Genomic DNA, 17,067 nt, shown 5'->3' on the forward strand with positions numbered 1-17,067 from the left:
GCCTAAAATTTGAAGGTAACACTACCCAAATACTGGCTCAGGGTTTCTGATATGCCCCAGTTGCTCCAGTATTTGACATTGCCGACGTTATTGCCTTTAAGGCCAAAACGCCATTTCGGCTGATCGAAAAATACTGTTGCATTTACGATCGTATATCCCGGTATCGTGATAATATTGGCCGCATCGAAAAAGCTGCTCGATACGTGGTTACCACCTACGCCCAAGCCGAAATTACGCAGGGCCGTCCGGGTAAACTTATAACTGATCCAAAGGTTGGCATACTTGCCCGGCACCTGCGCCTGCATTTTGCCGATGGCTGCCGGTGCTGCGTTAAGTATCTTATAATTGTTGGTGGCATAACCGGCAATGATATTCAGACCAGTTACCGGATTGGCGATCAGTTCTGCCTCAAAACCTTTGCTTTTAGAGGTAGCATCCTGAATGGTGACGCCATTATCAATACGAGTATCCTTGCTTATCTTGATATCATAGTAACTGAAAGTGGCGTTAAGCTTTTTGTCAAACAGTTCAAACTTAGCACCGCCTTCCCACTGGTTGGCCTGACGAGGCTTAAAGACATCGATCACACTTGAGCCTGGTTGTGTCACCGGTGCTACATTCTGAAAACCATTCATGTAATTACCGAACAAGGATACCTGATCTTTCACCAGTTGATACACCAGCCCGAACTTGGGTGAATACGCGGTTTGAGCATATGCCGTTGTATTATTGATCACGCCGTTGGCTAATGTAGGGTCATTGGTAAAACGGTCAATGCGCAAGCTCAGCATGGCAGCCAAGCGGTCGGTTACGTTAAATACGTCAGACACATAGGCGCTAACGGCCGATTGGGTAGACTCTGTATTGGTTTGTGTGGCATTAGCCATTAACGCATTCACTTTCTCAAGATTAATAGCCGGTATTGGTGTCGTGCTGTTCGGATATATCTTATCATAAATGCCTGTTGCGGTAAACCGCAGGAAGCTGCGGAAATTGTAAAAATTGGCGCCGGCTACAATCCTGTTTCGAAAGCTGCCGATCTTAAAGTCACCGGTAAAGTTCTGCTGCAGGTTCAACGAGGTAAATATGCGGGGTCCGTAAGTGGAAATGCTGCGGTTAAAGAACACCCCACCTGCGTCATTGCCCCACTGCGGGTATATCTGGTGACTATGGTCGATCTGGTTCTCTCCGTAAGCCACATTGGTAGTAGACGTCCACTCTTCGGAAAGCTTATATTTAGCCTCACCCAGGATGTTGGTGGCAGACAGTTGGGCATCCAGGTTGGCACCGCTTAATGACCGGTTAAAGTCCAACGGGATATCCTTAAAGTTGGTCAGCCCAGGAACATTTTGCAGGTTTTGGTGATAAGCTATAGTAGTACGATTGGTTTTGTTCAGCTCTGCTTCCACGGTGAACGTCAGCCTGTTGCTGGCTTTATACAGGAAGCTGGGCGCGAAGGTAACCATGCGTTTGTAACCAAAATCCTGGAAAGAGTTTTCGCGGTGCGTGGCGGCATTGATGCGTAGCAGCGCTGTTTTATCGCTGTTTAACGGTGTATTGATGTCCGCGGTAATACGGCTTAACTCATATTTACCCAGGGTAACGTTCACTTCGCCGCCCAGCGTTTCGTAAGGCTTTTTGGTCACCTGGTTGATCAGGCCCCCAAAGCTTACGATGCTCGTGCCGAACAGGGTGCCCGATGGACCTTTGATCACTTCTACACGTTCAAGGTTGATCGGGTCTGATTGATAGGATTGGATAGCCATCCCATTGCGAACCGTGGTAGTAGCGGTAAAACCGCGGAAAGTACCACCAGTACCACCTGCCGGGTTATTATTAGGTACCACACCAGGTACATTGCGTAGCGACTCTTTAAAGTCCACCACGATCTGCTCGTTCAAAAGTTCCTTGGGAACAGCCGTATACACCTGTGGATTCTCCAGGTTTTCCAGGGGTTAATCGGGCCACATAATCGCTTTTTTTGGCAGCGAACTTATTGTTTTTAGTCCCGCTGATAACAACTTCCTGCAACTGCTCCAGGTTTTCGCTGAGCATGAAGTCGGCTATGGTAATTTCATTGGGTTTAACTTCCACGACCTTACTTTGCGTGGTCAGGCCAACAAATTTTGCGGTTAGGGTATAAGCGCCTGCGGCAACATGGTTGAGCTGGTAAGTGCCCTTTTGATTAACGGTAGTACCTTTAGTGGTGCCATTGAGACCAATACTCACAAATTCGGCGGGTTTGCCGTCTGACGTGGTAACGGTTCCTTTAATAGTACCGGTCTGGCCATAAACGACCGCGCTGGCGATCAGAAAAAGAAAAGTAAACGAAAATTTCTTAGTACGTAATAAAGCATACATCTTTGTTAAAATGTTTAATGGGTTGAAGGATCTGTTGACATTGGGCCGGTGGGAAGTTTGGCGACGGATCACCGGCTTTTTCAATTAACATTGCGTTGGGTTAATCACATTAGCTATAAATTTCCGCAAATTAAACGTTTATTTAGATTAATTACAAATAATGGCAATGGGTTGTTTTGCTTGATCTGTTCTTTTGCGCGCCCATGATATCGACCATTGAGCGAGAAATCCCGGCTGCCGGTCTTGTCGATCATGGATTGCGGTGTCCATCGACTGTACATCTGCTGGTAAATAATTTATCTGCGGCCTGATCATTGGTATAGCTATCCGCGATCAAGCGTGGAACGTCTAACTCCCTTTTAGAAAATTCAATATTGGTAACTTTTACGGATTGATCCGTTTGCCAGCCGCAGATACGCCGCATTAACTGGTCGGACAATTTCGGACATAAGTATCTTTTTCCACTGGCCACCTGCCTGACGGCATATACCAATTCCTCGGGATCAGCGGTTTTGAATACATAGCTTTTTATCCCGGCCTGAAAAGCGTGCTGGGATATGCTCTTCTCCTTCAATCACGGTTAATAAAACCACTTTAGTATTAGGGGATTTGTCGTCCACAGGCTTGGCCAGTTGCATCCGTCCATAACGGGCATGCTCAGATCCGTCAGTAAAACATTGATTTCCAAACCCTCTGTTAGCATTTCCAGCGTCTGCTGCCGATGTTCCGCTTCGCCTGCTATCGTGAGATCCGGCGCTTCTTGTAGGAATTGCCGTAATCCAAACCACTAAAGATCAATACCTACTTTTCCAATTACTTCATCTGATAGTAGGCCGCCAAGTCGGTAGATCCGAAATCGGAATAGCCTGTCTGACGCAACAAGGTAACGAGCTGCCCACGATGGTAGGTTGAATGGTTAGCAACATGGACAAAGCTTTAATAATAAGGCATCTGGCTGGTTTTGCCGTTTGGATAAACAAAAGTCACCGGTAACTCAAGCTCATGTTCAGGATAATTGCTGATAAAATTGAACAGCTCGTCGTTGGCTTTTTGCCATATCGCAATCAATTCGTACCTGCTAACCAGTCTGCTCATTGAACGAAGAGAGGACTCTAATCCAACCGTTATTGATAAAGCATCAACTGTTCAATTTTTAAATGTGGCACAACACGCTGAATGCAATTAGCCGTTTCGTCATAATACACGTCTGCGTAAAAGCTGTTCAGGCTGTAACATTGCACCCATAATCCCTTTTCCCTACGTTCGCCAAGAAAAGTTCCCTTCCATACGGCCTCGAATTGTTCCGGCTCGCTCATTTGAAGGAAATCGAAGTAGGTGATCATCATGGCAAGATACGCTTTATTTTACGACCCGAAAAGTAAGGTTGACCCTTGGCCGCATGAATTTCGGTGACTTCGCAATGCGGTGCTCCCAGTTTTCCTGAAGGCCGCCTTTCATCAGCAGGAAAGAACCGTGTTCCAGTCTGACGGAATATCTAAGATAGTGGTCATCTTTGTGCCGGATGTCGAAGCTGCGTACCTGCCCGAAACTTACTGATGCGATTACCGGATTTTTGCCCAAAATATCTTCCTTATCGCTATGCCAGGCAACCGAGTCATTGCCGTCACGGTAATAGTTCAGCAGTACGCTGCTGAACGTTACGCCCGAAAGCGGCTCTACCATTTTTTTAATCGCTGATAATTCCGGTGTCCAGTTAAGCGGAACCGTTTTACCCAGCGATTGGTAATCGTAAATATCGGGGTCGCCATACCAGGCCGTTAGCCGCGGCGTTATAACTTCCTTTGTATACATCCTGCGCACCTGCTGTTTCCACGGTGTCTCTTTAACCAGTTTATCCAGCAGAAAATCGCTTTGTTCTTTATTGATCAAGCCGGGAAAATATTCAAGGTACTTCACAGGCAATCCCTGGCTTTGACCAGCCTCTGCAAATAGCGCTAATTGTTCCATCGATAATCTTCTTTACTTTCCTCTTAAAATGAATTGAGCCACCTGTTCCTGTTCTGTTACCGATAGATGGGCTCCGTCATAAATCCAATAACCGTTGCTGTCAAATAAGATGCACCCTAAGTATTCGGGCTGCTCGTCAAATGCCTCAAACAACGCATAATTGGGGATGATATTTTTGCTTTGACTATCCGGTATGATCTGCACGATCATCACCTGGTCTGACCTGCGCTTTAACCAGATTTTAGACTCCCGGGTCAGGTGTGTTACTGTAATCATCTCTTCAAACTGTGTTTTGAACAAAGATATTATATACTAATAAATTTAGCAAAAAGTAAGCCGTTAATTTTCTTTTAATCGCTTAAAGACTGATTTACCTTATTTAATAGTTTATTTGATTTGTCTTATATGTATTTGTAGTCAGCATGATATGAAAGTTCTCCACAGCCCTGTGTAAAATTCAGCCCAGCAATATGGATAAATGCTAATAATATTAGTATTAGTTTTGTAAAAATATTGCCATGAATTATTTCCATATCGACGTAGAATTAAAGGCGGAACCGGTCCGCATGCTGATCGCGGACACGGTCCCGGTAGTGCCCGGTGAGCAGAAGGAGATCAGTTTCCAGGTGCATTATACTTTACCAGGCGGTAACCATGAACTGTTACTGGTGTTGCGTGAAAATGGCTGGGTCAACGAATCGGCACGTATAGCACAGGCTGGTCTTCCCTTACTGTGGCAGGCTATGCCGCAACTGATCGAACCGCATTTACTGCCGGATGAAAAACTGACCGATGTCTCGCAGGAGGAGGTCGACCGTATCGGTGCCAGGATCAGTGAATATATGATGCCCGGATTGCGTCATGAGCTGGGCCTGTACAATAAGAATCTGGCCAATAGTTTTTCGGATAAAATGGGACGCTATGCAAAGCTTTAGCATACATACATTTCTGGGCGGTGCTATGATTCCGATGTCCGTGCGGCAGCTGGGTTCCATAACCGAAGATGACCTGATGGAACACGAGGTTTCTTATGACAACGATGGCGAAGCGCTGCACTGCGTGTTGACCCTCGATGTTTCCAAATGGTATCCGCCCATGTACCTGGGTGAACCTCATCCGCCCATGCATGTTCCCGAGGTATTCGTCTTTTGTCCTGACGGGCAATTCAACTACCGGGAAGCTCAGGCCATAGGTCAAGCCATCATGCGTCACTATGATGCAGGTATACACGCCGAAAGTAAACGTGAACGAGACCTCTTTGGTCCTCAAGAATGATAGGATGACTACCAAAAGAGAACTGATCACTGAACTTCAAAAAAGTATCCGGTTATGGGAAGGCTTTAAACCTTCACCTGCAGGTGCAAAGGGCATTCCCGGTCTGGAACCGATAGAGGCTGCATTTCCTAACAGGGTGCTGCCCAAAGGTGTCATCCATGAATTCCTGTGCACGGTCAGTGAAAACGCGGCAGCTTGTGATGGTTTTTTAAGCGGCCTGCTCAGCGTTTTGATGGATGGCGGCGGTGCATGCCTTTGGATCAATCGCTCCAGGCAAACCTTCCCGGTATCGCTGACGATGTTCGATGTGGCGCCGGAACGTATTATATTCATGGATCTGACCAAAGAACGCGATGTGCTATGGGTGATGGAAGAAGCCTTGAAATGCAAGGGGCTTGCTGCCGTCATCGCTGAACTGGACGGGCTGAGTATGACCGAATCCCGTCGTCTGCAGCTGGCAGCTGAAGAAAGTCAGGTCACCGGGTTCGTGCTGCGGACCAATGCCCGTAATATCAATACGACCGCCTGCGTTGCCCGCTGGCAGGTTATCCCTTTGCCCAGCGAGACAGAAGATGACCTTCCGGGCGTAGGCTTTCCGCGCTGGCAGGTCGATCTCCTGCGTGTGCGGAACGGTAAGCCCGGTAGCTGGATCATGGAATGGTCGGCGGACCGGTTTACGGCAATTCCTATGGAAGATCATACAGGTCATCAACGACACACCGGGGTTGAAGTCCCACTGCGAAAAATCGGATAAATGACATGTCCAAACGCTATGTTTCCTTATGGTTTCGCCACCTCGTGGCGGACTGGCAGCTTATCCGGCGGCCGGAACTGGCAGGCGTGCCTTATGTATTTGTCGTACCTGACCATGGCCGTAAGCTCATCACGGCAATAAGCCCAATGGCAGAGGCCGCCGGTATTCACGCAGGTATGCGGGCCGCCGATGCCAAAGCCATCTGCCACGGCCTGGAAATTTTTGATGAAAAACCGGGTAAGGCCGAAAAATTGTTACTGGGAATCGGTGAATGGTGTATCCGTTTCACGCCCATTGTTGCCGTTGACCCGCCGGACGGCCTGATCCTGGAGATCAGCGGTTGCACCCATCTTTGGGGAGGGGAGCGGCCTTACCTGAAGGACATTCTTACCAAACTTAAAGACAAAGGGTATACCGTAAGGGGGGCGATGGCCGACACCATTGGTGCCGCATGGGGCATTGCCCGCTTTGGTCAGATAACCCCCATCATACCGGCCGGTGAACATATTCGGGCGCTGTTACCCTTGCCGCCCGCCGCACTCCGGCTGGATGAGCTGACGCAGCAAAAAATGCGGAAGCTGGGCTTTCGCACGGTAAACAGCTTTGTAAAAATGAAACGCTCTGTTCTGCGCCGGCACATCAATGATCATTTGCTGCTGCGCATCGACCAGGCGACCGGTCAGGAAAAGGAATTTATCATCCCCTTGCAGGTGCCGCCCGAGTATGAGGAACGGCTGCCTTGCCTCGAACCGGTAATTACGGCGGAAGCTATCAAGATCGCTATCGAAAAATTACTGGAAGCACTGTGTAAAACCTTACAAAAAGATGGCAAGGGCCTGCGTTCCGCAACGCTAAAAGGCTACCGCATTGATGGCCACATCGAAGAGCAAAAGATCGGCACTAACCGTCCATCCCACAGCGTCAGCCACTTGTTCAAATTGCTGGAAATGAAGGTGCCTTTCATCACCCCGGCTCTGGGTATAGAAGTTTTCACCCTGGCCGCGACGAGCGTCGAAGATATATTTACCCGGCAGGATGTGCTCTGGGCTGCGAAACCGGGCTTGGATGATCTGGAAGTAGCGGAGCTGCTGGATCGGCTGGCGGGGAAAGTTGGCGCACACACCATTCGCCGCTATCTTCCCGATGCACATTACTGGCCGGAACGTTCGCTAAAACCTGCCCGTTCCATACAGGAAAAGCCGGCCATGGATTGGAATACCGATCAGCCGCGACCGACACGCCTTTTACCCGAACCGGAAAAGATCGAGGTCATGGCACCCGTACCGGATCTGCCGCCCAAAATGTTCGTTTACGCAGGGCAGCGTCACGAGATCACCAAGGCAGACGGCCCCGAACGCATCGAACGGGAATGGTGGATGGATGAAGGGGAACACCGGGATTATTATTGTATCGAAGATAAACAGGGGAGACGGTATTGGGTGTTCCGCTCGGGACATTACGACAGCGAAAGTCCCCTTTGGTATTTACACGGCTTTTTCGCCTGAGAGGAGGTTTTAAATGCGTTACGTTGAATTACAGGTCACCACCAACTTCAGTTTCTTAAGAGGGGCATCCCACGCCGAGGAACTGATCGAACAGGCTTACGAGTTCGGGTATGACCGTATTGCCATCACCGATCGCAATACACTCTCGGGTATCGTACGTGGTCATGCAGCGGCGAAAGCACGGGGCATGAGTATCATACCGGCCTGCCGCCTTGACCTGCTCGACGGGCCGAGCTTACTGGCTTATCCTAAAGACAAAGACGCTTACGCCCGGTTGTCCGCATTGCTCACCGTGGGGAACCTCCGCGCGGAAAAAGGAAAGTGTTTCCTGTACAGGTCTGATCTGTATGATTACCTCGAAGGGATCATTTTCGTGGTTCTGCCCCCGGAGAAACTGAACAGGCGCTTCGATTTCGGTGAAGGCTTTAAGGATGCGTTAATAGAGTACAGGAAATTTATAGGAACATCGCTGTACCTGGCGGCCAGTTGTTATTACCTGGGTAATGACCAAAAGCGGATCCACCGCATCGCCCGCCTGGGGCAGGAACTGGATATACCCATAGTCGCCACCAATGACGTGCATTATCATCATCCGGATAAACGGGAGTTGCAGGATATTCTGACCTGCGTTCGGGAAAAGTGTGTCATTCATAATGCCGGGTACCTGCTGCACCAGAATGCGGAGCGGCACCTCAAACCGATGACGGAAATGGAACGGCTTTTCCGGCAGTATCCCGAAGCCATCGAAAATTCTGTACACATCGCAGATGCCTGCACCTTTTCGCTTGATGAGCTGAATTACGTTTATCCGAAAGAGATCAATCCCGGAGGCGAAAACCCTTATGATGAATTGGTACATCTCACCTGGAAAGGGGCAAGTGACCGCTACGGGGTAGACGTTCCGGAAAAGGTGGTGAACAGCATCCTGCACGAACTGAAATTCATCGCGGAAATGGATTTCGCGAATTACTTTTTGTTCGTGCACGATATCGTCCGCGAGGCCCGCAGCCGCAGGATCTTATGCCAGGGCAGGGGTTCAGCAGCCAACTCGGCGGTATGCTATTGTTTAGGTATTACCTCGGTTGACCCGACCAAGTTCGACCTCCTTTTCGAACGCTTCATCTCGTCTGCACGTAACGAACCGCCGGACATCGATGTGGACTTTGAACATGAGCGCCGGGAAGAGATCATTCAATACATCTACGGGAAATATGGACGTGACCGTGCGGCCATTGTAGCGACCGTTACCATGCAACGGCAAAAAGGCTCTATCCGCGATGTGGGCAAAGCCATGGGGCTTTCCGCGGATACCATCGAACGGCTTTCCGATTGTATCTGGCAATACACCGACGAATGGTTTGACCGGGCAAAGCTTGCCGAACAGGGGTTAAATGCGGAAGATCCTTTACTCAAGAAAACCCTCGAACTTACCGGCCAGATGATGGGGATGCCGCGGCAGTTGGGTCAGCATACCGGGGGCTTTATCGTCACTGACGGTCGGCTCACCGACCTGTGCCCGATACTCAAGGCGCGCATGAAGGACCGGACCAATATCGAATGGGACAAGAACGACATAGAGGCGCTGGGCTTTCTGAAGGTCGATGTGCTTTCCCTGGGTATGCTGACCTGCATTCGCAAGGCCTTTGAGTTTGTCAAAAAACACTATGGCAAAGACTTGACCCTGGCGAATATTCCGCAGGATGACCCGGCCGTGTATGCCATGATCCAGCTGGCGGACACCCTTGGGGTATTCCAGATTGAAAGCCGTGCACAGATGCAGATGCTGCCGCGCCTGCAGCCCAGATGCTTTTACGACCTGGTGATCGAGGTGGCTATTGTCCGGCCCGGCCCGATACAGGGGGACATGGTACATCCCTACCTGCGCCGCAGAAATGGTGAGGAAGAGGTCACTTACCCGTCCAAAGAACTCGAAGAGATCTTAGGCAAGACCTTAGGGGTGCCCTTGTTCCAGGAGCAGGCCATGAAGATCGCCATCGTTGCCGCCGGGTTTACGCCGACCGAAGCGGATGCCCTGCGCCGCAGCATGGCTACCTTTAAGTTTAAAGGCATGGTCAACCAGTTCGAGAAGAAGCTCATCGACGGCATGATGAGCAAGGGCTATACCGAGGAGTTCGCCTCACGTATCTTCCGGCAGTTGGAGGGATTCGGCAGCTACGGTTTCCCGGAAAGTCATGCGGCCAGTTTCGCCCTGCTCGTGTATGTATCCTGCTGGCTCAAGCATTACTACCCCGAAGCTTTCTGTGGCGCTTTACTCAACAGCCAGCCCATGGGCTTTTACCCGCCCGCACAGATCGTCACCGACGCCCGGCAGCATGGGGTGACCGTACGCCCGATTGATATTAATTATTCTAACTGGGATAACCTGCTGGAGGAAAAGACCGGGAATTACCATGCGGTACGTTTAGGGTTCCGGCAGATCAAAGGAATCCGCGAACAGGATATACAGTTGTTGATGAAAGGCAGAAGGGACCGCTTCCGTACGGTGACGGAACTGCGCAATGCAGGAGTATCGCAAAGTGCGTTGGCTACTTTAGCGGATGCCGATGCTTTTCGTTCCATTGGCCTGGACAGGCGGCAGGCGCTTTGGGAAGTTGATGCGCTCAAGGATATCCCCATTGAACTCTTTAAAGACCAGCCTTCGGAAACGGAACTTGAGACCGGTATTCAGTTACCGCTCATGACTCCAGCAGAGCATGTCGTGCAGGATTATGTCAGTACCTTTTTATCATTGAAGGCACATCCGGTCAGTTTTGTGCGCGATAAGCTGCGGCAGTTCGGTGCCAAGACCACGCGTGAGATCAACCATGAAACGGAAAACGGGGAGTTGGTCAGGGTCGCCGGATTGGTGTTGGTACGGCAAAGGCCGGGGACCGCAGGTGGCGTTTGTTTTATGACCATAGAGGATGAAAAGAGTTTTGCCAACCTCGTTATCTTTGAAAAGCTGTTTGACACATTCCGCAAAGAGATACTCGGCGCCAAGCTCATTATGGTCGAGGGCAAGGTACAGCGGGAGGGCAGGGTCGTGCATGTCATCGTCCGGCGTTGCTTCGACGTTTCTTCGCTATTGCAGGACCCTGGTGAAAGCAGATGAGGACTTGCTGGTGCCGGTGCCGTCACGGGCAGATGAAAAAAGTGCGCCTTATCCAGCAACCAATAAACGGACGCAGATACGGGAAAAAGTGAATGAGGAAGCTTTTGCCAAGGCAAGGAATTTCAGGTAAGGTTAAAACGGCCAGCGGAGGAATCACTATTTCTCCGCCGGCAAATATTTACAAACTATGAAGGTTTAAGCTCTTCACCGTTTCCGCAAAAATACGGTAAGAGTCGAGCCGCGCCTGGTGGTCAAATACATGCGAGGTGGCCATAACCTCGTTGACCTGGCTTTGCTGCAAAAATGCGGATAACTCCGACCTTAGCTTTTCCGGGCTGCCTACAAAAGAATAAGCCAGCATGCGTTCGGTCGCAACCCGCTCGTGGTATTTCCAAAGGCCGTCCATGCTGTCTACCGGCGGCTGAAGCGGTTTTCTTTTGTCACTTACAATGCCCAGGAAGAACTGCTGTAATGAGGTGAATAACCGGTCCGCTTCCTGATCACTCGCAGCGGCAATTACGTTTACGCAGGCCAATACATAAGGCTCTTTCAACCGGCCAGATGGTTTGAAATGTTCACGGTATAAGGCAATTGCGCTCATAAAGTGTGCCGGGGCAAAGTGGCTGGCAAAGGCATAAGGCAAACCCAGCTCAGCGGCTACAAAAGCGCTTTCGGGGCTGGAACCTAATATCCATAATGGGATGTCGAGCCCCTCACCTGGGATTGCCCGGACTTTACTGGTGCTGTTTTCGCTTGAAAAGAACTGCTGTAAACGCCTGATGTCTCCGGGAAAGTCCTGTTCTACACGAAAATTCTCGCCGCGGATAGCAAAGGCGGTCAGCTGGTCCGTCCCCGGTGCCCTGCCCAGTCCCAGGTCAATGCGGCCGGGATAAAGCGATTCCAATGTTCCGAACTGTTCGGCTACGATCAGCGGAGCGTGGTTGGGCAGCATCACACCGCCGGAGCCTACCCGCAGGATACGCGTGCCGCCTGCGATATGTCCGATCAATACCGCCGTAGCAGAGCTGGCTACATTCGGCATGTTATGATGCTCAGCCAGCCAGAACCGTTCATAACCAAGATGTTCCACATGACGGGCCAGGTCGAGGCTTTTCTTAAACGTATCTGCCGGCTGATCACCTTGTATCACAGTCGCCAGATCTAAAACTGAATATTTTATGTTCATGAAATTCGAAAGCGTTAGCTTACAAAAATGAAGTTTTTGCGAGCTTTATAACACGCGATGTGCGGGTTTTACACTTAGAGGACGGAACGATGACATGAACCTCAAAATTCAGCTTGATAAGTTGACCTTTTAAGTTTGCGGCTGTTAATGAATTGTTGCGTTTTAATGTTCTCCCACATGATCAGTTTATCATCGAGCCGGTAAAATGCACGGATATCACCATCCTGCGAAATAACAAGCCCGAGGCTACCGGAGTTTTTCTAGCAATAGGCGATCATTGACCGGTGTCTTGTCCCGAATTGCGTGGGGTCTGTCGCGACAAGCGCCTTTGGCAATGCGGTGGCTGTCCGGGAAACGTAAATACAATTGGGCATGTTAAGTGAGGGTATGAAAGAGATATAACAGTAGTTGCTTTGGAGTGATGGTGTAGAGCGTTTAAGACGCATTAAATATGTTTCAGTGAATGTCAACCAGTAAGACGTAATATTTTTTCATTTTGAACCAGTTATTCAGCTTCTTGAATAGCGAATTCAAGTTACAATTCTTCACAAATACTTCACAGAGGATTCTTGACCAAATCGAAAAATAGTCTTAAATTAGCCTTTGTAAGTCAGAAATGTACTATTTGCCTCATAGTAAATTGGTTAGCCCAAAAGACTCATAATCTTTTGGTCCCTGGTTCGAGCCCAGGTGGGCGCACGAAACGGCTTTTACACTATTGTAAAGGCCGTTTTTTTAATTTTAATTAATTTTTGAAACTGGGTTTAAAGGAATTGAAGGTGGTTTTGGGTTCTATCCCGTTCGGGCAGACCCAAATGGTTAAAAATCGGAATATGTATTTAAGTGTTTGATATTTTGATTTTTAGTAATCAATCCTTGGTTCGATACTTTGGTAAAAAATATTTAAAGTCGATTGTAGCCAAGCAAGACTGGTATTTATCCCGTTACTTTTAACGAATCGATAAGGCCGCCCTTCAGCCCTAAATGAAACTTAAGTACTATTGGGCTTCCGGGAAAGGTGCCTGATACTTCGGCTGTCAATACGCCATTTAATCCCGATTCTTCATATTGAAGCGGCTTAATAACAGATCGGTATTTTTCATTTGCTTCTTCGATCCATTCCCGTATTTCTTCTTTGCCGGTGTGGGTTCTGCCTTCGTCATGAACAATGGCGCTTTCGGTGAAGCAGGTTACGTAAGTTTCGCTGTCGTAAGTATTTTGCGTTTCTACAAATTGCGCTACTAATTGTGGTAATTCCATAATCTTTGTTTAATTGGTTTTTAAATGGTTGGTACAGTTCCGCCGTCAATAACGTAATTTGTTCCTGTTAAGTAACTGGCTCTTGGTGATACTAAAAAGCCAACCAGTTCAGCTACTTCTTCAGGTTTGGCTGGCCTGCCATAAGGTATTCCGCCCAATGCATCCATTACGCTTTGCTGAGCTTCTTCTACGCTACTATTTGCATTTCTTGCGATCTCTCCCAAAAAGGCTATCGATGCTGATGTATTTATCCATCCAGGCGAAACAGCTAACACGCGGACACCTTTGGGTGTAACTTCATTCGATAAACTTTTACTGTAATTGATCAATGCCGCTTTTGAAGCTGCATACGGCAAGGTAGAATCGTACAACGGCAATATGCCCTGTATGGATGCGATGTGGATGATAACCCCACTTTTCCGTTCAATCATTTGGGGTAAAAAGCCCCTGTCAAGCCTAACAGGGGCCAGTAAATTAGCTTGTAGGGTTGATATCCAATCCTCATCATTCAATGCTGCAAAACCACCGGCGGGTGTTGATGAAGCACCAAGGTTGTTTACCAAAATATCAAGCCTTCCATAGGTTGACAGCACTTCACTGATCATTTTTTTGGCATCTTCCGCTTGGCTTAAATCGGCAGATATAAAATGCAGCTCAGGGTCTGGCTGATCAGGTTTGTTTCTTGCCGTGATGATCACCGTAGCGCCTGCCGCTTTTATGCGGTCGGCAATAGCTTTTCCGGCACCTTTTGTACCACCCGTTACCAGGGCTATCTTATTGGCTAATTCGTTACTGTAATTGATCTGATGTTCCATAAATATTTGTTTTGTACAAATCTCGGCAGTACTCAGATACTACACAATTACGGGCTTACGAATCAGATAGGGATAAATTTATCCGTATTGCTCAGGTAGGGAGGCTAATGTATATTTGTATATATGTACGTAAAAAAGATTATTCCCACACTAAACTGCGGCCTTGATCTGGTTGGTGAAGTCCTGTATGGCAAATGGAAGATCCGTATCCTTTGGTTTATTCACCAGGGCCATCTACGTCCAAGTGAATTGCAGAGGAAGATCCCGGACGTTACGAGGAGGGTGTTGAATGTTCAACTGAAAGAATTAGAAGACCATGAAATGGTGACCAAGACGATATATCCGGTGATGCCTCCGAAAGTAGAATATGAATTGACTGACTTTGGAAAAACGCTTATTCCATTGATACGTTCTATCGGCCTTTGGGGCGACAAACATCAGGGGCAGTTGCGCAGGGTGATTTTGAAGCATAATACATTAGCATCAGATGATAAAGATGGGGTTTATGAACAAACGGCGTCAATGCATGCGTCTTAGGCAAGCATCTCTCGAAACAAATCCTGAGAACTTTACCGTATCGTTCACGATTTGCCAATGACCAAAAAGGTTTCGTAATTTGGAACATTATGTTGGGAGTGGAGCGATATTAAACTTGCTGACTTCCTCAAATCAGCCATAAAATGGTTCGAGAAACACCCATTTTCGAGCACAAACGATAAAAGCCCCTTAGTTTAACTGAGAGACTTTTTTATACTTCATACCGCCCATGCAATTTTAAAATGCCGTTTATTGTTTTGTAATGTGTATAAGCTATTGGTATAGCTATCAAGTGATACTGGTGGAGTTTCAGCAATCAGCCAAAACTCATATCCGTCTCCCTGCATAATAACCGTATATTTGCCCTCAATCCAATTTGGTAATGATCAAAGAATCCCTGCTCAATCTTAAAATAACTGCATTGAACGCCATGCAGGAAGCCGCTATAAGCGCCGCTAAAAAAGGCGACGTTATTGTGTTGTCGCCAACAGGATCGGGCAAAACGCTGGGGTTTTTACTGCCATTGCTTGAGAGCCTCAAAACAGGTGTAACCAATGTACAGGCTTTAATACTGGTGCCATCGCGCGAGCTGGCTTTACAAATTGAGCAGGTTTTTCGTGCTATGGGCACGGGTTTTAAGGTAAATTGCTGCTACGGAGGGCATGATGTTAAAACGGAGTTGAACAACTTGTCGCACCCGCCGGCGGTGCTTATAGGTACACCGGGGCGTATAGCCCACCACCTGCGTCGCGAGAGTTTTAGCACCCGGGAGGTGCATACGCTTATACTCGATGAATTTGATAAGGCGCTTGAGTTTGGTTTTCAGGAAGATATGGCCTTTATTATTAAGCAGCTGCCTGCCATTAAAAAACGAATGTTAACCTCGGCCACTAAAATGGACGATATTCCCGCGTTTACTGGCATAGTAAAACCTGTTATACTCGATTACCTTACCAATAAGGCATCGGCTCCTGATATTAAACATATGGCCGTAATTGCCGGGAGCGAAGATAAACTGGAAGCTGTTTTTGCCCTGCTGTGTAAAATAGCTAACGAACCCACGTTGGTATTTTGCAATCATCGCGATGCCGTTGACCGCATTAGCGACCTGCTTTGGGACATGGGCTTGCCACACGGTATTTTTCATGGTGGTATGGAGCAAGACGACCGGGAGCGGGCATTGCTTAAGTTCAGGAATGGTAGCCACCGCTTGCTCATCACTACCGATTTAGCCTCTCGCGGTTTAGATATACCAGAGATAGCGCATATTGTACATTACCAGTTACCGCATAACGAAGAGGCCTTTACGCACCGCAACGGTCGAACGGCACGTATGCACGCCACCGGAACATCTTATTTAATGCTTTTGCCCGATGAAAAGCCACCGTACCTGAAAGATATACCCGAAACTGTAGACCTTAGTGCAGAGATAAGTTTACCTGAGCTATCACCATGGGCTACCGTTTACATTGCCGCCGGTAAAAAGGATAAGATAAACAAGGTGGATATTGTAGGGTTACTATTACAAAAAGGCGGACTGGCCAAAGAGGAACTCGGGTTGATAGAAGTGCTCGATAATTCATCGTATGCGGCTGTTAAACGTAGTAAAATAGAACGTACTGTTGAACTGGTGCGTGGTGAAAAAATAAAGAACAAGAAAATTAAGATAGAAATATCACGATAAAATATCTACCATGAGCAATAACGATATCATGAAGAAACTGCGGGTAGCCATGAAGTTTACCGATGATGACATTATAAAGGTTTTAGACCTGGTTAATTTTCGCATTACCAAAACCGAGATCACAGCTATTTTTCGGGCTGATGACCATCCTAATTTTAAAGCCTGCGGCGATCAGATACTGCGTAACTTTTTAAATGGTTTAATTATTTACAAACGCGGCCCAAGGCCAAAAGCCGAACCTAAAATATAAAGCAGATTAGCTTGCGATTATGATATTGTAAAACGCTGTATAACCAAGTGCCGAAATATTAAATCGCGTATCTACCTACAAATGTTTTACATTTTACTTACCCAAGGTGTTTTGCATAGAAATTTCAAGCAGGAAGTATGCTTGATTTGATGTAAAGCAATTAATGGGTACGCCTGCCCAATTCCGGCCATCTGCCAACAGGTAACCCAGGTATGTAATTCATATTACATACCATACAATAATCTCGTTGCGTTTATCCTCAAATATTTTTGCTAAAGGGTAACCTTTTATTGTCTTTTGAAGGCAGTACTCAAGAAGAAAAATTTCCGGTTCATAAAAATAACCCATGCTTAATATTAT

18 protein-coding genes and 1 pseudogene are annotated in these 17,067 nt (G+C 47.8%); 8 read left to right on the top strand and 11 right to left on the bottom strand.

All coding sequences use genetic code 11. The features are described 5' to 3' along the window. Nucleotides 1-2: 2 nt before the first annotated feature. The 8 genes and pseudogenes from QE417_RS02005 to QE417_RS02035 all read right to left on the bottom strand — a co-directional run bounded on the left by QE417_RS02005 (nt 3) and on the right by QE417_RS02035 (nt 4,605). Nucleotides 3-1,901: a TonB-dependent siderophore receptor gene (locus tag QE417_RS02005; RefSeq protein WP_311947199.1), complete on the bottom strand. Its 1,899-nt coding sequence runs from the start codon at nt 1,899-1,901 to the stop codon at nt 3-5. Continuing rightward, entirely contained in the window at nt 1,873-2,445 is a 573-nt protein-coding gene (locus QE417_RS02010) for a carboxypeptidase-like regulatory domain-containing protein (protein ID WP_311947200.1), read from the bottom strand. The genes QE417_RS02005 and QE417_RS02010 overlap by 29 nt, the downstream gene beginning before the upstream one ends. A 166-nt stretch (nt 2,446-2,611) precedes the next feature. Next, entirely contained in the window at nt 2,612-2,935 is a 324-nt protein-coding gene (locus QE417_RS02015; protein ID WP_311947201.1) for a hypothetical protein, read from the bottom strand. A gap of 239 nt (nt 2,936-3,174) precedes the next feature. Beyond that, nucleotides 3,175-3,279, bottom strand: a pseudogene (locus tag QE417_RS23625) (DinB family protein); the annotation flags it as partial. A gap of 18 nt (nt 3,280-3,297) precedes the next feature. Beyond that, nucleotides 3,298-3,456 (bottom strand): hypothetical protein, encoded by a 159-nt coding sequence (locus QE417_RS02020; RefSeq protein WP_311947202.1) that lies wholly within the window; start codon nt 3,454-3,456, stop codon nt 3,298-3,300. Nucleotides 3,457-3,485: 29 nt separating this feature from the next. Beyond that, nucleotides 3,486-3,707: a hypothetical protein gene (locus QE417_RS02025; protein ID WP_311947203.1), complete on the bottom strand. Its 222-nt coding sequence runs from the start codon at nt 3,705-3,707 to the stop codon at nt 3,486-3,488. A 13-nt stretch (nt 3,708-3,720) separates the two neighbouring features. Beyond that, entirely contained in the window at nt 3,721-4,329 is a 609-nt protein-coding gene (locus QE417_RS02030; RefSeq protein ID WP_311947204.1) for an alpha-ketoglutarate-dependent dioxygenase AlkB family protein, read from the bottom strand. 12 nt (nt 4,330-4,341) lie between these two features. Further along, the gene (locus QE417_RS02035; protein WP_311947205.1) at nt 4,342-4,605 is read right to left on the bottom strand and encodes a hypothetical protein; all 264 of its coding nucleotides are present in this window, start codon (nt 4,603-4,605) and stop codon (nt 4,342-4,344) included. Between the two features lie 242 nt (nt 4,606-4,847). On the opposite strand from QE417_RS02035, the gene QE417_RS02040 reads away from it, so the two are divergent. The 5 genes from QE417_RS02040 to QE417_RS02060 are packed head-to-tail and all read left to right on the top strand — an operon-like array spanning nt 4,848 to nt 10,975. Continuing rightward, nucleotides 4,848-5,264, top strand: coding sequence for a hypothetical protein (locus tag QE417_RS02040; protein WP_311947207.1), 417 nt, complete (start codon nt 4,848-4,850; stop codon nt 5,262-5,264). After that, nucleotides 5,251-5,604: a hypothetical protein gene (locus QE417_RS02045; RefSeq protein WP_311947208.1), complete on the top strand. Its 354-nt coding sequence runs from the start codon at nt 5,251-5,253 to the stop codon at nt 5,602-5,604. The genes QE417_RS02040 and QE417_RS02045 overlap by 14 nt, the downstream gene beginning before the upstream one ends. 4 nt (nt 5,605-5,608) lie before the next feature. Beyond that, on the top strand, nt 5,609-6,358 hold the full coding sequence (locus tag QE417_RS02050) for an ImuA family protein (protein ID WP_311947209.1): 750 nt from the start codon (nt 5,609-5,611) through the stop codon (nt 6,356-6,358). Nucleotides 6,359-6,363: 5 nt separating this feature from the next. After that, nucleotides 6,364-7,863: a Y-family DNA polymerase gene (locus QE417_RS02055; protein ID WP_311947211.1), complete on the top strand. Its 1,500-nt coding sequence runs from the start codon at nt 6,364-6,366 to the stop codon at nt 7,861-7,863. 13 nt (nt 7,864-7,876) lie between these two features. Beyond that, entirely contained in the window at nt 7,877-10,975 is a 3,099-nt protein-coding gene (locus tag QE417_RS02060) for an error-prone DNA polymerase (protein WP_311947212.1), read from the top strand. A 178-nt stretch (nt 10,976-11,153) separates the two neighbouring features. Here the strand turns inward: QE417_RS02060 and QE417_RS02065 are convergent, their stop codons facing one another. The 3 genes from QE417_RS02065 to QE417_RS02075 form a co-directional block, all read right to left on the bottom strand. Continuing rightward, nucleotides 11,154-12,161 (bottom strand): LLM class flavin-dependent oxidoreductase, encoded by a 1,008-nt coding sequence (locus QE417_RS02065; protein ID WP_311947213.1) that lies wholly within the window; start codon nt 12,159-12,161, stop codon nt 11,154-11,156. Between the two features lie 936 nt (nt 12,162-13,097). Next, entirely contained in the window at nt 13,098-13,421 is a 324-nt protein-coding gene (locus QE417_RS02070; protein ID WP_311947214.1) for a nuclear transport factor 2 family protein, read from the bottom strand. A gap of 20 nt (nt 13,422-13,441) precedes the next feature. Continuing rightward, nucleotides 13,442-14,236 (bottom strand): SDR family oxidoreductase, encoded by a 795-nt coding sequence (locus tag QE417_RS02075; RefSeq protein WP_311947215.1) that lies wholly within the window; start codon nt 14,234-14,236, stop codon nt 13,442-13,444. Nucleotides 14,237-14,359: 123 nt separating this feature from the next. Between QE417_RS02075 and QE417_RS02080 the strand changes: the two genes are divergently transcribed. The 3 genes from QE417_RS02080 to QE417_RS02090 all read left to right on the top strand — a co-directional run bounded on the left by QE417_RS02080 (nt 14,360) and on the right by QE417_RS02090 (nt 16,707). Then, nucleotides 14,360-14,773, top strand: a complete 414-nt coding sequence (locus QE417_RS02080) for a winged helix-turn-helix transcriptional regulator (protein ID WP_311947216.1) — start codon at nt 14,360-14,362, stop codon at nt 14,771-14,773. Nucleotides 14,774-15,155: 382 nt separating this feature from the next. Then, nucleotides 15,156-16,457 carry a DEAD/DEAH box helicase gene (locus tag QE417_RS02085; RefSeq protein WP_311947218.1) on the top strand — a complete coding sequence of 434 codons (1,302 nt, stop codon included), beginning with the start codon at nt 15,156-15,158 and terminating at the stop codon, nt 16,455-16,457. Between the two features lie 10 nt (nt 16,458-16,467). Then, on the top strand, nt 16,468-16,707 hold the full coding sequence (locus QE417_RS02090; protein WP_311947219.1) for a DUF1456 family protein: 240 nt from the start codon (nt 16,468-16,470) through the stop codon (nt 16,705-16,707). Nucleotides 16,708-17,067 lie beyond the last annotated feature (360 nt).

The organism is Mucilaginibacter terrae (assembly GCF_031951985.1).
Taxonomy (GTDB): domain Bacteria; phylum Bacteroidota; class Bacteroidia; order Sphingobacteriales; family Sphingobacteriaceae; genus Mucilaginibacter; species Mucilaginibacter terrae_A.